The sequence below is a fragment of the Pseudomonas sp. GW821-FHT10C09 genome (assembly GCF_059415465.1).
The window spans coordinates 1-14,727 of record NZ_JBWKNG010000041.1; the positions used below are offsets into that span (position 1 = coordinate 1).

The 14,727-nt window shown below is 61.6% G+C and carries 12 protein-coding genes; all 12 read left to right on the forward strand.

Going from position 1 to position 14,727, the window contains the following annotated elements; translation table 11 throughout:
- Positions 1 to 394 precede the first annotated feature (394 nt).
- The 12 genes from AC07N8_RS28530 (at position 395) to AC07N8_RS28585 (ending at position 14,720) form a co-directional block, all read left to right on the forward strand.
- A complete protein-coding gene (locus tag AC07N8_RS28530; RefSeq protein ID WP_483840140.1) occupies positions 395 to 904 on the forward strand; it encodes a sigma-70 family RNA polymerase sigma factor in 510 nt (169 codons plus the stop codon).
- Positions 901 to 1,851 (forward strand): FecR domain-containing protein, encoded by a 951-nt coding sequence (locus AC07N8_RS28535; protein WP_493147058.1) that lies wholly within the window; start codon positions 901 to 903, stop codon positions 1,849 to 1,851. The genes AC07N8_RS28530 and AC07N8_RS28535 overlap by 4 nt, the downstream gene beginning before the upstream one ends.
- 67 nt (positions 1,852 to 1,918) lie before the next feature.
- Positions 1,919 to 4,342 (forward strand): TonB-dependent siderophore receptor, encoded by a 2,424-nt coding sequence (locus AC07N8_RS28540; RefSeq protein WP_493147056.1) that lies wholly within the window; start codon positions 1,919 to 1,921, stop codon positions 4,340 to 4,342.
- Between the two features lie 2 nt (positions 4,343 to 4,344).
- Positions 4,345 to 5,289, forward strand: coding sequence for an ABC transporter substrate-binding protein (locus AC07N8_RS28545; protein ID WP_493147054.1), 945 nt, complete (start codon positions 4,345 to 4,347; stop codon positions 5,287 to 5,289).
- Positions 5,286 to 6,275: a FecCD family ABC transporter permease gene (locus AC07N8_RS28550; protein ID WP_493147050.1), complete on the forward strand. Its 990-nt coding sequence runs from the start codon at positions 5,286 to 5,288 to the stop codon at positions 6,273 to 6,275. Before AC07N8_RS28545 ends, AC07N8_RS28550 begins: the two co-directional genes overlap by 4 nt.
- A complete protein-coding gene (locus tag AC07N8_RS28555) occupies positions 6,268 to 7,299 on the forward strand; it encodes a FecCD family ABC transporter permease (RefSeq protein ID WP_493147048.1) in 1,032 nt (343 codons plus the stop codon). Before AC07N8_RS28550 ends, AC07N8_RS28555 begins: the two co-directional genes overlap by 8 nt.
- A gap of 12 nt (positions 7,300 to 7,311) precedes the next feature.
- Positions 7,312 to 8,103, forward strand: coding sequence for an ABC transporter ATP-binding protein (locus AC07N8_RS28560; RefSeq protein ID WP_493147045.1), 792 nt, complete (start codon positions 7,312 to 7,314; stop codon positions 8,101 to 8,103).
- A complete protein-coding gene (locus tag AC07N8_RS28565; protein ID WP_493147040.1) occupies positions 8,100 to 8,882 on the forward strand; it encodes an IucA/IucC family C-terminal-domain containing protein in 783 nt (260 codons plus the stop codon). Before AC07N8_RS28560 ends, AC07N8_RS28565 begins: the two co-directional genes overlap by 4 nt.
- A 263-nt stretch (positions 8,883 to 9,145) precedes the next feature.
- The gene (locus AC07N8_RS28570) at positions 9,146 to 11,977 is read left to right on the forward strand and encodes a xanthine dehydrogenase family protein molybdopterin-binding subunit (protein ID WP_483840132.1); all 2,832 of its coding nucleotides are present in this window, start codon (positions 9,146 to 9,148) and stop codon (positions 11,975 to 11,977) included.
- On the forward strand, positions 11,970 to 12,509 hold the full coding sequence (locus tag AC07N8_RS28575) for a (2Fe-2S)-binding protein (RefSeq protein ID WP_046026867.1): 540 nt from the start codon (positions 11,970 to 11,972) through the stop codon (positions 12,507 to 12,509). Before AC07N8_RS28570 ends, AC07N8_RS28575 begins: the two co-directional genes overlap by 8 nt.
- 2 nt (positions 12,510 to 12,511) lie before the next feature.
- Complete coding sequence (locus AC07N8_RS28580) at positions 12,512 to 13,747, forward strand: c-type cytochrome (protein ID WP_483840131.1); 1,236 nt, start codon at positions 12,512 to 12,514, stop codon at positions 13,745 to 13,747.
- Position 13,748: 1 nt separating this feature from the next.
- Positions 13,749 to 14,720, forward strand: coding sequence for an XdhC family protein (locus tag AC07N8_RS28585; RefSeq protein WP_493147036.1), 972 nt, complete (start codon positions 13,749 to 13,751; stop codon positions 14,718 to 14,720).
- The last annotated feature ends 7 nt before the right edge of the window (positions 14,721 to 14,727 follow it).

Below are 14,727 nucleotides of genomic sequence, written 5' to 3' on the forward strand. Positions count from 1 at the left end.
GCGGTAGTTCAGTCGGTTAGAATACCGGCCTGTCACGCCGGGGGTCGCGGGTTCGAGTCCCGTCCGCTGCGCCATATCTGCTTCAAGGCCCACTGAACGCCTTGGAGCTACAAAGAAAGACGCTGGTCATGCCAGTGCTTACTTTGAGTCGATAGCAAAGACCCTGGTCGAAAGACCGGGGTTTTTTGTGTCTGCGATTTGGCTTTTTCTCTTTTCCCCTCAATTAACCCGCAGCCCCGATATACCGGTGCCTGCGCGGCCGAACTTCCTGCCTGTCATTCAACAATTCAAGCATTTACCGGGTGTAACTCACACAAAGGGCTTGGTTTGAACTCACAACACTAATTAGAATGAGTCGCATTTAAAATATTTCTTCGCGCAGGGTTTTCTTTAGATGAGTGATGCAGCGATGCCACCTGAGCAAACCTTCCACGACCTGTATCGCGATCACCGGAGCTGGCTCGAAGGCTGGTTGAGACGACGGATGAGCAATGGCTGCGATGCGGCGGACCTGAGCCAGGATACCTTCGTGCGTTTACTCGCCAGCACCCAGCGCATCGCCGACCTCCAGGAGCCTCGCGCCTACCTGGCAACCGTCGGCAAGCGGCTGCTGACCAACTTCTATAAACGTCGCAGCCTGGAGCAGGCCTACCTCAATGCATTGGCCCTGCTGCCCGAGGACTGCATACCGTCCCCCGAGCAGCGCTGGATTCTGCTGGAAACCCTGCAAGCCCTCGACGAATTGCTCGATGGATTACCGAGGCCGGTGCGACGGGCGTTTCTCTGGAGTCAGCTGGAAGGCCTGGGTTATCAAGAGATCGCTGAGCGACTGCAAGTCTCGGAACGCACGATCAAGCGCTACATGGCTCAAGCCTATGAACATTGCCTGCTGGTGGAGTTGTGAGCGGTTCGGCACCTTCGGCTGAAGCCCGACAAGTCGTGCGGGCCGCCGCACAATGGTTGGCCCTCATGGAATCCGGCTACGCCAACGAGCGGGATCGGGCGCAGTTGCAGTGCTGGCGCGATAGCCATTCCAGTCACGAGCAGGCCTGGCAGAAAGCGCAACTCTTGCGTCAACGCTTTGCCGACCTGCCATCGGCCCTGGCCATGGCCAGCCTGGACCGGCCGCAAGCCAGTCGACGCACGGTACTCAAGCGCGCCGTCGGGGCGGTGGCGCTGGTGCCGACCGCGTGGCTGATCAGTCGACAGTTGCCTCTGGATGTCTGGAGTGCGGACCTGCGCACCGCCACTGGGGAGCGTAAAAAAGTCCAGCTGGCTGATGGCATCTCTGTGCAACTGAACACGGCCAGTGCCGTCGATATCGACCTGAAGAACCGGCGTCTGGAACTGCTGGAAGGCGAAATCGCGCTGAATGTGCCCGGGACTTCGCCGCTGACAATCCTCACGCGCTTCGGGCAAGTGATCGTCAGTCAGAGCGAAGTGTGCGTTCGTCAGGGGCAGGCGGGCTGCAAGGTGTCAGTGCTTCGAGGCTCGGTGCAGCTGCAGCCTCTGCACGGGCCGGTCTTTTCGTTGCTCGGCGGCCAGCAAGTCAGCCTTCAAGTGGCCGGTGCCGGCGCTGTGGAACCATTCGACGTGCTGGCCCCAGGCTGGCGTGACGGTGTGCTGATGGCGCAGAACCAACCCTTGGGGGATTTTCTGCGCGAACTCAGCACTTATCGTCCGGGTGTGTTGCGTTGGGAGCCAGCACTGGAATCGCTGCGCATCACCGGCAGTTTTCGCCTGGAAGACACTGATCGCATCCTGGCGCTGCTGGAGGCGAGCTTGCCGCTGGAGGTGCATTCGCGTACGCGTTATTGGGTCACGCTGGTGCCGCGCAAAAATAGTGTTTAAAGCGTGTCCCCTTTTTTCGTGTCGCTTGTCATTCAAGGTAAGTGAAACGAAATCAGAGAGATTCACAATGCCCGTAGTGATGCCTGGCAGTACGCATCTGGCTCCATCCAGGTTGCGCCCGTTGTTGCACTTGAGTCTGTTATTGAGCCTGAGTGCCTGTCCATTGTTCATGACTGCCGGTTGGGCCGAAGACGCGTCGCGCCGCAGCTATCAGGTGCCGGCCGGTAGCCTCGGCGCTGCGTTGACCCGTTTCGCGGGGCTGGCTGGCGTCAATCTGTCGGTGGAGCCAGGACTGGTGAGCGGGCGCACCAGCCCCGGTCTTTCCGGTGACTTCGCCGTGGAGGAGGGCTTCGCCCAGCTGCTACAGGGTTCCGGTCTGCAACTGCAGCCGGTGGGCGAGCAAGCTTATATGCTGACCCCGGCGCAAACAGGCAGCACCCTGCAACTGGGCGCCACCTCGATTTTCGCGGCTGCGGACACGACGCATGGTGATCCGTATGCCGGTGGGCAAGTCGCGCGCCGTGGGTCGCAAGGCTTGCTGGGCTCTAAAGACTTCATGGAAACGCCGTTCAGTGAGACCACCTACACCAGTGAAACGGTGAAAAACCTGCAGGCTCGTACCTTGGGCGACCTCATCGCCAGCGATCCTTCGGTTCGCGCTACCAACCCGGCTGGCGGGCGGTATGAGCAGTTCACCATTCGCGGGCTCAGCCTGTTCAACAGCGATGTCTCCTACAACGGTCTCTACGGTGTCCTGCCGACGTACACGATCGACATGGAAATGGCCGACCGCGTCGACATCCTCAAAGGGCCGAGCCAGCTGATCAACGGCATCTCGCCGCGGGGCAGCGTGGGTGGCGGGATCAACGTAGTACCCAAGCGCGCCACCGACGCGCCCATCACTTCGTTCACCACCAACTATGCGTCCGACAACCAGATCGGCGGGGCCGTGGATGTGGGGCGGCGCTTTGGTGAAGATGGCATGTTCGGTGTTCGTTTCAACGGCGTGAAGCAGTCTGGCGACACTGAATGGGATCACCAGAGTGTCGACCGCGACATGGCCGTGCTGGGCCTGGATTTTCGTGGTGAACGACTGCGGCTCTCGACCGACGTCGGGCATACCGAGCGTGATACCGACGCCCCGCAGGAACGCGTGCAAGTGGGCGCCAACGCGCAGGTACCGCATGCCAGCGACGTTCGCCACAACTATGCGCAGCCATGGAGCAAAGCGCGTACCAGGGACACCTTCGGGACGGTGGCCGGCGAATTTGATGTCAGCGATTCCGTGATGCTGTACGGCGGTGTGGGCGCGCGCAAGAGTGATCATGACTTTCTCCGGCACGCCGTCGCGGTCACCAACAACGCGGGCGATTTCAGCGTTCTGCCACGTGACTTCACCCGTGACGAAAATGTCCGGACGGCCAATGCCGGTGTGCGCAACTGGTTTCATACCGGCCCGGTGAGCCATGAAATCAACTTGGCTGCCAGCTACTTCTACATGGACTTCGAAAACGGCGGCGCCCGTTATGCCGCCGCGCCCAGCAATATCTACCACCCCGTGGAAACACGGACACCCAACATTCCCACGCGATTCGATTCGAAGGTCTATACCGAGAACCGCTCCAGCAGCGTGGCGTTGGCCGACACGCTGGGTTTCTTCGATGACCGCGTGTTGCTGACCCTCGGCGCTCGCTGGCAGCGCGTGCAGGTTGACGACTGGACGGACGATGTCAAAGGCGACACGGCCTACGATGAGGAAAAGGTTTCGCCGTCGGGCGGCATCCTGTTCAAGGCGACCGACAAGCTGTCGCTTTACGCCAACTACATGGAAGGCCTGAGCCAGGGCAAGATTGCGCCGTCGACTTCGATCAACGAGGACGAGATCTTCCCGCCGTTCATCAGTCGGCAGGTCGAGGTTGGTGCCAAGTACGACGCGGGGGCGTTCGCCATCACCACCGCGGTGTTCCGGATCAAGCAGCCGGCCTACGAGACCAACGCCACCACGCGGGTGTTCGGCCCGAACGGCAAGCGCGAAAACAACGGTGTTGAAGTCAGTGTGTTCGGTGAGCCGCTCAAAGGCTTCCGCCTGCTCGGCGGCGTCATGTACATCGACAGCGAGTTGACCAACACCGCCAACGGCACCTTTGACGGCAACCGCGCGCCGGCGACGCCGGAATACAACGTCAGCCTGGGCGCCGAGTGGGACGTGCCGAGCGTGCAAGGCCTGACCCTGACCAGCCGCGGCATCTATTCCAGCTCGCAGTATCTGGACCAGTCCAATGACAAGGAAATCGATGCCTGGACGCGTTTCGATGTCGGCGCGCGCTACGCCTTCAAGGTCGAGGAAAAGAACATTACCCTGCGTGCCAATGTCGAGAACGTAGCCGACAAGCGCTACTGGAGTTCTGCCGGGGCTTCGGATGACAGCGAGCCTGGATTGACGCTCGCGACCCCGCGCACCTACCTCCTTTCGGCCACGGTCGACTTCTGAGCATGCCAAGCCTGTCGGGCCCGCTCAAGAACGAACACATCAACACACCTTCGAGGCGTACGCTGCTGCGCCTGTCGTTGGGTGTGCTTGCACTCAGGTTTGCTCCTTCGGCGTGGGCGCAGACCGAGGCCGCGCCGCTGCGGGTGATCACGCTGTTTCAGGGCGCCACCGACAGCGCCGTGGCGTTGGGCATCACACCGTGCGGCATCGTCGACTCCTGGAGTGAAAAGCCCACCTATCGCTATCTGCGGTCGGCGCTTGAGCCAGTGCCCCATGTCGGGCTGGAGACCCAGCCCAGCCTTGAGGACATCGCGCTGCTGAAGCCGGACGTGATCATCGCCTCGCGCTTTCGCCATGAACGCATCGCACCGTTGCTCAAGCAGATCGCCCCGGTGGTGATGCTGGAGGAAGTCTTCGAGTTCAAGAAGACCCTGGCGCTGATGGGCGTTGCCTTGCACCGCCAGCAGCGCGTCGACGAGGTGTTGAACCGATGGCACCTGCGCACGGCGCAACTGCGCCAGCAACTGCAGCAGAAGTTTGCTGGCCGCTGGCCGCCCACGGTATCGATTCTGGATGTCCGCGAGGACCATATCCGCAGTTATTTGCCGGCCAGTTTTCCAGGTTCGGTGATCACCGAGCTGGGGTTCGACTGGAGTGAGGCCGGTCGGGCCGCGCGCGGGGTATCGATCAAACTCACTAGCAAGGAGAGTCTGGCGGTGGTGAATGCCGACATTTTCTTTGTCTTCCTGCGCGCCGAGAAACCGGCCGTACAGCGCAACTATGAAAGCCTGGTGCGGCATCCGCTGTGGCAGCAAATGCGTGCGCCGCAACAGGGACAGGTGTGGCGGGTCGATGGCGTGGCCTGGAGCCTGTCGGGCGGAATGCTGGGAGCTAACCTGATGCTTGATGACGTTGCGCGGCTGGTCACGGCGGATGTGGCCTCATGAGCAATGGTTTGAAACTGTGGATGGCTGGCGTCGTGTTGCTGATCAGCGGCGTGCTGAGCCTGGCGGTCGGCGCGACCTGGATTCCGTTGTCGGACATTGCCGTCGCGTTTGTGCATCCCGATCCGCTGAGCGTCAGTCATGTGTTGGTGACCACCACGCGCCTGTCGCGCACCTTGATGGCGATGGCTGTGGGCGCAAGTCTGGCAGTGGCAGGCGCCTTGATGCAGGCGCTGACGCGCAATCCGCTGGCGTCCCCCGGGTTGTTCGGGATCAACGCCGGTGCGACGTTTTTTATCATCCTGTGTTCTTCGCTGTTTTCCCTGTCATCCCCGGATGCCTGGCTGTGGTGCGCGTTCCTCGGCGCGGCCGTCGCTGGCAGTCTGGTGTGGCTGATCGGCAACATGGGGCAGGGCAGTCTCAGCCCATTGCGCATCGTGCTGGCGGGTGCGGCGATGGCGGCGTTGTTCTCCGCGTTCAGCCAGGCGTTGCTGGTGGTCAATCAGGACGGGCTGGACACGGTGCTGTTCTGGCTGGCCGGCTCGCTGACCGAGCGCAGTCTGTCGGTTGCCGCGCCATTGCTGTTGTGTGGCGTACTTGGGTTGTTCGGCGCGATGTTGTTGGCGGGTCAGGTCAACGTGCTTGGCGCAGGCGAGGAGATCGCCACCGGCCTGGGTCAGCGAACCGGTTTGATCCGGCTGCTGATGAGCGTGCTGGTGGTCTGTCTGGCGGGCAGTGCGGTGGCATTGGCCGGCAGCATCGGGTTTATAGGCTTGCTGGTGCCGCACATGGTGCGCAAGGGTTTGTCCATCGATCATCGCTGGTTGCTGCCAGGGTGCGCGCTGCTCGGCGCGATTGTCCTGCTGCTGGCGGATACCTTGTCGCGGGTGTTGATCCTGCCTCAGGAAGTGCCGGTGGGCGTGATGACGGCGTTGTTCGGCGCACCGTTTTTCATTCTGTTGGCGCGACGTGGAGGTTGTTATGGATAAGGTCCTGACCTGGCGCCGTAGCGGGTTTTCCCGGCGGGTCAATGTCACCACGTTGTGGCGGTTGCTGGCGGCGTTACTGGTGACGGCGCTGATCATGCTCGGCTCGCTGTCCTTGGGCAAAGTCATGCTGTCGCCGCTTGAGGTGTTGCGCATTTTGCTGTCGGGTCAGGACGCCAGCCTGACATTCATCGTCGAACAACTGCGCTTTCCGCGCATGCTGCTGGCCGCGTTGGTGGGGGCGGCGTTGTCGGTGTCGGGGTTGATTCTGCAAAGCATCATCCGCAACCCGCTGGCTTCACCTGACTTGCTGGGAATCACCAGCGGCGCCAGTGCGGCGGCGGTGCTGTATTTGTCGTTTTTCTCTGTCGCGCTGGGCCAACAGTATCTGCCGTTGGCGGCAATGCTCGGTGCGGGGCTGGCGGCATTGGCGATCTATCTGCTGGCGTGGAAACAGGGGGCGTCACCGCTGCGACTGGTGTTGATAGGCGTCGGCATCAGCGCGATGTTGACCGCCGCGACCACCTTCATTCTGGTCTTCAGCCCGCTGACCACGACCCTGTCGGCTTATGTCTGGCTGACCGGCAGCGTGTATGGCGCCAGTTGGCCTGAACCGCTGGCGTTGGGTCGCTGGTTATTGGGTATTTGCCCGCTGCTGGTACTGCTGGCCCGGCAGGTGAGGGTGCAACAACTGGACGACAATCTGGCCCAGGGGATTGGCGTTCGCGTGCAGTGGTTACGCGCCGGTTTGTTGCTGGTGAGTGTGGCATTGGCCGGTGCGGCGATTGCCTGGGGTGGAGCGATTGCGTTTGTCGGGTTGATTGCGCCGCACATTGCCAAGCGTCTGGTGGCTCCGGGTTTTGGCGGTGAGGCGGTGATGTCGGCGCTGGTCGGGGCGAACCTTGTGGTGCTGGCCGACCTGGTCGGGCGTGTACTGTTTTTGCCGCTGGATCTGCCGGCCGGCATTTTTGTCGCCGTGCTGGGCACACCCTTTTTTCTCTATTTGTTGATTAAACAACGTCATTAAGGAATTCAACGTATGACGTCGATTGCAAGTCGCGGCCTGACCCTGAGTTATCAGCGCCAGGTGATTATTGACGCGCTGGACATGCAACTGCCCAAGGGCAAGATTTCGGTATTGATTGGCAGCAACGGCTGCGGCAAAAGCACCTTGCTCAAATCCTTCGCCCGACTGCTGAAACCACAGCAGGGCTCGGTGATTCTCAACGGTGTGGATATCCAGCAAAAGTCCACGGCGGCGGTGGCCCGGGAATTGGCCATTTTGCCTCAGACCCCCAGCGCGCCGGAGGGCATTACTGTCCGGCAGTTGGTGGCGCTGGGGCGTTATCCCTATCAGAGCTGGATGCAACAGTGGTCGGCGCAAGACGAAGCCATGGTCAACCGTGCGCTGGCGCAAACCAGTTTGCAGGCCCTGGCGGATCGACCGGTGGACGCATTGTCCGGCGGGCAACGCCAGCGTGCGTGGATCGCCATGACCCTGGCCCAGGACACCGGCATCGTGCTGCTCGACGAACCGACCACATTCCTCGACCTGGCGCACCAGATCGAAGTGCTGGACCTGCTGCGCGACCTCAACCGGCTCGAAAACAAAACCATCATTATGGTGCTGCACGACCTCAACCTGGCCTGTCGTTACGCCGACCACATGGTGGCGGTGCATAACCGGACGGCGTTTGCCCAGGGCAGACCCGATGAGGTGTTGACCGAGTCCCTGGTCAAAACCGTGTTCGACCTCAACTGCCGGATCATTCCCGATCCATTCTTCGGGACGCCCTTGTGTATTCCGTTTGGCCGGGAATTACCGCAATGAGCCTGGCGCGTTATTTCACGGCGTCGGAATGGGCGGTGTTGTCCGGTGGACTGCGGCTCAAGGACAGCGACGAGCGTGATCCGGTGCATTCGTTGGTGGCCCGGGACTTGTTGCAGGAGGACGTGTGCGAACAACTGCTGGACCTCTTGGGCCCGGTGATCGGCTCGTCGACCCGGGCGATCACGGCCTCGCTGCTGGGCAAGCGCTTGTCGTTTCTGGCGACCGGCGCGTGTTTGTATGCAATGTCGGTGTATGACAAAGGGCTGTTGCTGACGCTCGACAATACGGTGATTGAGTACGGCCACGATGACGGGCTGTGGACGTCTTCGATACCGCTGCATCACGGTCAGCCGTTGACGTACGGGGCCAATGAACGCGAGGCCTGGCGGGACGCGTTGGTGCAGGGGCTGTTCGCTGGACTGCTGAAACCCTTGTGGCAAACCTTCAACCGGGTCACGGGTGTTTCCCGACGCATCCTCTGGGAAAACACGGCGGTGCGCGTGTATTCGCTGTATGAAAAGCGCATGGCGAAAATCGATGACCTGTCAGTGCGTCAGCGCTGTGAAGCGGATTTCAATTGGCTGCTGACACACGCCGAGCCCGCGCTGTTCGGGCTCGACTACAACCCGTTGAGCCATTTCCGCCGACCGCCCACGCTGCTGGACGACGGGCAGCGCAGCATTCGCTTTCGCCGAACCTGTTGCTTCTACTACCTCGCCACCGAGCCCGCTGAATACTGTTCGACTTGCCCATTGCTGCGTCCGGGGAAATGTCGATGAGTTACCAGATCATCCCTCGCCACTGACGGGTCAGCCCGCTCTGGTACGGTTCATCGATCGGCTGCGTCGCAAAGTCGCAGTTTTTTGATTCGCTGGTCAGTTTTTTGTTTGCCGTAAGGGCTTAAGTCTATAAACTTAACCTTTCGGTCAGCTTTGCGCTGGCAAATTCAGCCCTTTGCATCGTCAAAAAGGGCTTCCGCTAGACTCAAGAATTCCAGTACGTAACCAAAAGGGCGGGCCCATAACCGCCCAGAGGATGATCCATGTCCAACCGTGAAATATCCCGGCGCTCGTTCCTTCAGGGCGGGCTGGTGGCAGGTGTGAGCGTGACGCTCACGCCGCTCAGCAGTCAGGCGCTCGCCGCCTTGATGGAAAACAGCGTGACCGTGCCGTCCGAGCAATGGCTCGGCAACAACGGCAAGGCACGCTCGCGTAACGATGCCTTGTCGAAGGTCTGCGGCAGCAAAGTCTTCGCCCGCGACATCCGCGCCAAGGACATGCCGGGCTGGCCCCAGCAGCAAGGCCACGCCATGCTGCTGAAAACCATCAAGGCCGACCGCATCTACGCGGGCATGGACCTGTCGTGGCTCGGCGCCGACTTGCAGCCTGACCGCATCGTCACCGCAGCCGACCTGGAGAAAGACGGCATCGTCTTCCCGGAAGAGCACGCGCCGGATCCGTTGCTGCCGGAAGGCAAGGTGCCGATGTTCATCGGTCACCCGGTGGCCATTCTGATCTGGAACGACTTCGAGCGCTTCCGCCAGGCCAAGGCCAAACTCAAATTCAATGACAAAGCGATTCGTTACGGTGCTCAAGTGCCGTTCTACGAAGGCGATCCTTACGGCAGCTTCCGCTATGTGCGTGTGGGCGGGGCGACCTCGGCGGACGAAGACGAATTCGCCAGCCTCAAGGATTCGATCCTGTTTCCGATGCTGAAAAACCGTCGCCCGGTGTGGAATTCCCAACCGAACCTGCACGGCAACCTGACCGAGCGTGGGTTGTTCTACGCCGATCGCATGAAACAGCAGATCGACACGCCGCCGGACAACTGGCTGGTGTTCGACGAGCGCTACAAAACCCCATCGATCGAACCCGCCGCGATGGAGCCGGACAACGGCAACGGCTGGTACGACCCGGCGACCAAGACCCTGCATTTCGTGGTGGCGACCCAGTGCCCACTGGAAGCGGCGACCGAGACCGCGAAGATGATCGCGCCGTCGCGCTTCGGCCTGGCGAACCTGAACATGCACCCGGGTTACACCGTGGGTTACGGTTCCAAAGACCACAACATTTTCGTCTACTACGCGGCCCTCGCGGCGTTGTACGGCGCGGGTGTTCCAGTGCGTCTGGCCAACGACCGCTATGAGCAATTCCAGAGCGGCATCAAGCGTCATCCGTTCGACATCCGCTACCAGTTGGCTGTGGACAAGACCGATCACAGCTTCAAGATTTTCCGCGCCGAAATGAGCGTCGACGGCGGTGGCCGAGTCAACTACAGCCCCTCCGTGGCGGCCGTTGGCGCCACGGCCGCGCAGTCGATCTACTACATGCCGCAGAACGATTTGCAGGTTACCGCCTATCATTCCCGCGCCGTTGAAGCCGGCTCGATGCGGGGTTACGGCACCCTGCAAAGCATGGCGTCCACCGAGATGATGGTCGACGAAATTGCCGATCGCCTTGGCATCGACGCCATCGACCTGCGCAAGAAAAACGCCATGCTCTCGGGCATGAAAAACACCCAAGGCGCAGTGCCGGCGGGTGCGTTGCGCTTGCACGAGATTCTCGACAAAGCCGCCGTTCACGACGTCTGGAAAAACCGCGCCGCGATCAAAAAGCAGCGCGAAGCGCAGGATCCGGATAACTGGTACGGCATCGGTTTCGGCATCTGCCAAAAAGACTTCGGCACGGGCTCCGAAGCGCCGATGGCGAGCATCGAATTCACCGCTCAAGGGCACATCACCCTGCGCCACATCGGTATCGAAATCGGCACCGGCATGTCGACCTCGCAAGCCTTGGTCGTGGCCGATTTCCTCGGCATCGCGGCGACGGAAGTGAAGACTGGCGAGACCGAATGGAAAGAGTTGCAGCTGATCAGCGGCGGCAACCCTTACATCATGAGTCAGGCCGAACAGGACAGCCTGCTGCGCAACCCGCGCTGGGTTGGCAAGATCGCGTCGGCGTCGTCGGCCACTAACTCCGCCTACTACTTCAGCCACGCCACCCGTGAAGCGGCGCGCGTGCTGTTTAACCACGGTTTGTGGCCGGCGGCGTTGCAGATCTGGAGCCAGGGCCCTTACGGCGGCTCGGCGAATCCTTACGTGGTGCGTCGCGAAGATGCACATTGGGTCGACGGCAAACTCACCGCCAACGGCATGCAGCCGCTGAGCTTTGAACAGCTGGCCAAGCACGCTCACGAGAAGGGCCTGGTCACCGGCGCGACCGTGCACGGTTTCAACCGCTGGAGCTGGGCCGAGGCCGAGTTCAGCATCGACGGTGTGCGCGAACGTCTGCCGCTCGACGGCTTGGCGGTCAAGTACGGCGATGGCGCACCGAGCGTGAAAAAGGCGCAAATGAACAGCGCCGGTTTCCACCTGCTGGATCGTCAGAACGTGCACTACCCGGACACCCAGTTGAACAACGCGGCAGTGACTTACTACAGCCCGGTCGCGACGCTGGTGGAAGTGAAAGTCAACAAAGGTTCGGCCGAAGTGCAAGTACTCAACCATCACTCGTGGGTCGAGTGCGGTCGGGTGCTGGTGGAAGAGCTGGTCAAAGGCCAGATCGAAGGCGGGATCGCCATGGGTATCGGCCATGCGTTGATGGAAGAGATGCCGCTGTACGAAGGCGGGCCGGGGGAGGGTGACTGGAACTTCAACCGTTACCGCTTGCCGATGGCGCGCCACGTGGCGGTCTGGAAGCAGACGGCTGAAATCCTGCCGCCGCTGTCGCCGAGCGATCCATCGAAGGGCATCGCCGAAGTGGTGATGATCCCGGTGGTCGGTGCCATCGGTAACGCCGTGGCACACGCCATCGGCAAACGGGTCCGCGACCTGCCTATCACTTCTGCACGCATCAAGGAGGCCCTCAATGGCTAACCGTCCGCTTCAACTGACCCTCAACGGTCAATCCGTCGGCCCGGTGGACATCCCTGATGACCTGCCGATGATCGATTACTTGCACGAATACAAAAACCTAACCGGCTCGCGTTTGGGCTGCGGCCAGGGCATCTGCCACGCCTGCGTGGTGATCGTCGATAACCCGGACGGCACCAGCGAAGAAGTGCGCACCTGCATCACCGGCGCGCATTACTTTGAAGGCAAAAAAGTGCGGACCATCGAAGGCCACGCGAAACGCGACGAGGAAGGCAAAGTCACTGAGCTGAACCCGATCCAGCAGCGCTTCGTCGACGAATTTGCTTTCCAGTGCAGCTACTGCGCACCGGGTTTTGTGAATGCCGCGACGGTGCTTGTGGAGAAGCTGCAGCGTCAGCCGATCGTCAAAAGCCAGCTGGAAAAAGTCATCGAGGACAGCCTCGGTCACCACATCTGCCGCTGCACAGGCTACGTGCGTTACTACAGCGCAACGCGCAACGTGCTGACCGATCTCGGCCTGGTCAAGGAGGGTTAAGCATGAAGCAACTACTTTCCCGCCTGGCGTTGGCGGTCGGTCTGGCTGCGCCGGTGTTGCTGGCGCACGCGGAAGATCAGGTCAAGCGCGGCGAATACCTCGCCCGTGCCGCTGACTGCATGGCCTGCCACACCGCGCCGGGTGGCGCGCCGTACGCGGGCGGTCTGCCGATTGTCTCGCCGTTCGGTACGATTTACGGCACCAACATCACCCCGAGTAAAGAGCACGGCATCGGCCTCTATAACGATGACGAATTCTTCGCCGCGCTGACCGAAGGCAAGCGCCGCGATGGCGCCAACCTGTACCCGGCAATGCCGTACACCTCGTATCACCTGATCCCGCGTGACGACTCGGACGCGATTCACGCGTACCTGAAAACCGTCGAGCCGATCGAGCGTGCAGCACCGGTCACCAGCCTGAGCTTTCCGTTCAACGTGCGCCTGGGCCTGATGGGCTGGAACATGCTCTACGGCAAGGACGTGCAGCTTTCGTCCACCGAGGGTAAAAGCGATGCTTTCAAGCGCGGCCAGTACATGGTCGACGTGCTCGGTCACTGCGGCGAATGCCACACCCCGCGCGGTTTGCCGGGTGCGATGCAACAGGACAAGCGCCTGACCGGCGGCCTGCTCAATGGCTATCTGGCACCGAGCCTGTTGGCCAATGACCTGGCGGCTCGCGGCTGGAACCATCAGGACCTGAGCTCGTTCCTCAAGCACGGCATGAGCGCCCAGGGCACGATGTTCAACGAGATGTTCCCGGTGTTCCACAACAGCACCCAGGGCCTCAATGACCCGGACCTCGCGGCGATGGCGACCTTCCTGCTCGGCGATCAACCGCCACAGGCCAAGGTGCTGACTGACGTGCCGCTGGACAAGCTCACGGCCAGCGCCCAACGCGGCCGTCAGGAATACCTGAACGTCTGCGCCGGTTGCCACGCGGTCGGTGGCGAAGGCAAGCCGCACATCGCGGTGGCCATGCGCGGCAACACCACGCTGCGCCTGGAAGATCCACGCAACCTTGTGCGGGTGATCGACGACGGTATCGGCGAGCAGAAGTTTGCCGGGTTCGAACACATGCAGCCGATGCCAGGGTTCGCCGAGAAGCTCAGTCACGAGCAACTGACGGATCTGCTGAACTACCTGCGTCAGGGTTGGGGTGGTCAGCCGGCAGATCTGGCGGTGAGCGACGTGCAGAAGTTGCGGGCTGATGCGCCGCCGCTCGAGCACAAGGCGCACTGACATGCAGCATCTCGATCTGCAAGTGGTGCACCGGGCGCTGGAGTGGTCGACGGCCGGCCAGCGCGTCTGGCTGTGCACGGTGCTCGCCACCTACGGCTCGGCGCCTCGTGCGCCGGGTTCGCTGCTGGCGGTGAACGCTGACGGGCAATGGATCGGTTCGCTGTCGGGTGGCTGTGTCGAGGAGGACTTTCTCGAGCGAGTCGCCGAAGGGGCGTTTCTGGCAGCAGTCAGCGTCGTGCGTTATGGCGAGGGTGATGATCCGCGCTCTCGGGTGAGTTTGCCCTGTGGCGGTGTGCTCGATGTGTTGGTGGAGAACCTTGAACCGGTTTGTGAGGTTCAGGCGCATCTGCGAGAACTGGAGTCGGCGCTGTTGGGTCAGCGTCGGCTGATCCGCGAAGTCGATCTGGCCAGCGGTGCGCGCAGCCTGTTCGATGATCGCGAGCAGGGCGTGCGCATCGAGCGTGAGATCGACCGGGTGCGCGTGCGGATCGGTGCGGCCCAGCGCTTGTTGCTGGCCGGGTATTCCTCGGTTGCGCAGGCGTGTGCAGAGTTCGCCGTCGGGTTGGGTTTCGAAGTGATTCTTTGTGATCCGCGCGACGAGGTGCTGGAAGGCGTGGTGCTGGAAAACGTCGAGATTCGTCGTCAGTTGCCCTCCGTGTTCATTGCTGACGGCGGTTGCCACAGCGACACGGCGGTGGTGGCGTTGACCCACGATCCGCGCATCGATGACCTGGCGATGATGGAAGCAGTGCGCACCGAGGCGTTTTACATCGGTGTGATGGGGTCCATGCAGACGTCGCAAAAGCGCTTTGAGCGGTTGCGCAGGATTGGTGGTCTGGGGGAGGCCGAGCTGGCGCGAATTCATGCGCCAATCGGTTTGAACCTGGGCAGCAAGACACCGGCTGAAATCGCCCTTGCGGTACTCGCCGACATTCTGCGAATCCGCAGCGGCATTGAGCGGGACAAGCTGTAAACACCGC

Excerpts from the sequence above, each read along its gene's own strand:
- AC07N8_RS28530 (WP_483840140.1), top strand. The coding sequence starts at position 395 with ATGAGTGATGCAGCGATGCCACCTGAGCAAACCTTCCACGACCTGTAT.
- AC07N8_RS28540 (WP_493147056.1), top strand. The coding sequence starts at position 1,919 with ATGCCCGTAGTGATGCCTGGCAGTACGCATCTGGCTCCATCCAGGTTG.
- AC07N8_RS28545 (WP_493147054.1), top strand. The coding sequence starts at position 4,345 with ATGCCAAGCCTGTCGGGCCCGCTCAAGAACGAACACATCAACACACCT.
- AC07N8_RS28550 (WP_493147050.1), top strand. The coding sequence starts at position 5,286 with ATGAGCAATGGTTTGAAACTGTGGATGGCTGGCGTCGTGTTGCTGATC.
- AC07N8_RS28555 (WP_493147048.1), top strand. The coding sequence starts at position 6,268 with ATGGATAAGGTCCTGACCTGGCGCCGTAGCGGGTTTTCCCGGCGGGTC.
- AC07N8_RS28560 (WP_493147045.1), top strand. The coding sequence starts at position 7,312 with ATGACGTCGATTGCAAGTCGCGGCCTGACCCTGAGTTATCAGCGCCAG.
- AC07N8_RS28565 (WP_493147040.1), top strand. The coding sequence starts at position 8,100 with ATGAGCCTGGCGCGTTATTTCACGGCGTCGGAATGGGCGGTGTTGTCC.
- AC07N8_RS28570 (WP_483840132.1), top strand. The coding sequence starts at position 9,146 with ATGTCCAACCGTGAAATATCCCGGCGCTCGTTCCTTCAGGGCGGGCTG.
- AC07N8_RS28575 (WP_046026867.1), top strand. The coding sequence starts at position 11,970 with ATGGCTAACCGTCCGCTTCAACTGACCCTCAACGGTCAATCCGTCGGC.
- AC07N8_RS28580 (WP_483840131.1), top strand. The coding sequence starts at position 12,512 with ATGAAGCAACTACTTTCCCGCCTGGCGTTGGCGGTCGGTCTGGCTGCG.
- AC07N8_RS28585 (WP_493147036.1), top strand. The coding sequence starts at position 13,749 with ATGCAGCATCTCGATCTGCAAGTGGTGCACCGGGCGCTGGAGTGGTCG.